Origin of the sequence: Clostridium sp. E02, from assembly GCF_003833015.1 — a bacterium.
Classification (GTDB): Bacteria; Bacillota; Clostridia; order Lachnospirales; family Lachnospiraceae; genus Lacrimispora.
Window position 1 is genome coordinate 1 of the sequence record NZ_RJLQ01000051.1, and the last position, 1,121, is coordinate 1,121.

2 tRNA genes and 2 rRNA genes are annotated in these 1,121 nt (G+C 44.2%); all 4 read left to right on the forward strand.

The window, feature by feature from the left end:
• Window positions 1-110: ribosomal RNA gene (locus tag EFT72_RS18840) — 16S ribosomal RNA — on the forward strand; the annotation flags it as partial.
• 197 nt (window positions 111-307) lie between these two features.
• Window positions 308-425: ribosomal RNA gene (rrf, locus tag EFT72_RS18845) — 5S ribosomal RNA — on the forward strand.
• A gap of 7 nt (window positions 426-432) precedes the next feature.
• Window positions 433-506, forward strand: a tRNA-Ile gene (locus EFT72_RS18850).
• A gap of 102 nt (window positions 507-608) precedes the next feature.
• Window positions 609-681, forward strand: a tRNA-Ala gene (locus tag EFT72_RS18855).
• The last annotated feature ends 440 nt before the right edge of the window (window positions 682-1,121 follow it).

Consider the following 1,121-nt stretch of genomic DNA (forward strand, 5'->3'; position numbering starts at 1 on the left):
AAGTCAGTGACCCAACCGCAAGGAGGGAGCTGCCGAAGGCGGGACTGATAACTGGGGTGAAGTCGTAACAAGGTAGCCGTATCGGAAGGTGCGGCTGGATCACCTCCTTTCTAAGGAAGAAGAAGTAGGCGTTGAACACTTAATGAGGGAATACCGAATTTAGTGTGAAAGCCCACCCGAACACTTAATGAAGCGAAGCCGTAAGGTGAGGCTGAATTTAGTGAGAGTGGTGAGGGTTTTATATACTGTTGAGTCTTAGGTTTTCAATGAAATAAAGGATGTAAAAACACCATAGAGACAAAAAGTTTCTGGTGCCGATGCGCTTAGGGGACACACCCGTTCCCATCTCGAACACGATGGTTAAGACCTAAGCGGCCGATGGTACTATGCTGGAGACGGCATGGGAGAGCAGGTGGGTGCCAGATTATTTATGGGCTTATAGCTCAGCTGGTTAGAGCGCACGCCTGATAAGCGTGAGGTCGGTGGTTCGAGTCCACTTAAGCCCATTGGTTTATTATTTTATGATGAATCAGATATAAAGTATGAAAGTTATAGAATTAAATATAGGGATAGCCTTTTTACAGGGTAGACCCACATCCATGTAATATGGGGGTGTAGCTCAGTTGGGAGAGCACCTGCCTTGCAAGCAGGGGGTCAAGAGTTCGAATCTCTCCATCTCCACTGGTCGAAAGCAATTTGATGAGGACGAGTCGTAAGACGAAGACTGAATTTAGTGCGAGACCGTTCACAGATCTGAACAAACGAAAGTTAGTTTAGTTGAGTGGACAAACAATTATTGCGAGTGTTACGAAGCACTTCGAAAAGCTAATGCTTTTCTCAGTCACGGCGTTTCACGCCTATACAATCACATAAAAAACTGCTTAGGAAAGCAAGCTTTCCACACAGTTCTCCATATGATTGTGCATGCTTCTGATTGCATCGCGCACGTACCTTGAAAACCACATATTGAAATATATCTAGATAGAGTCTTTGCAAAAAGACAATATCAAGACATCCGAGGTGTTACATCGAAAGATGTAACCAAACAAAACTCGTTAGAGTAGCCGTAACGTACGGTGAAATAACAATCTAAGACCAAAGATACAACGCTATGTATCTTT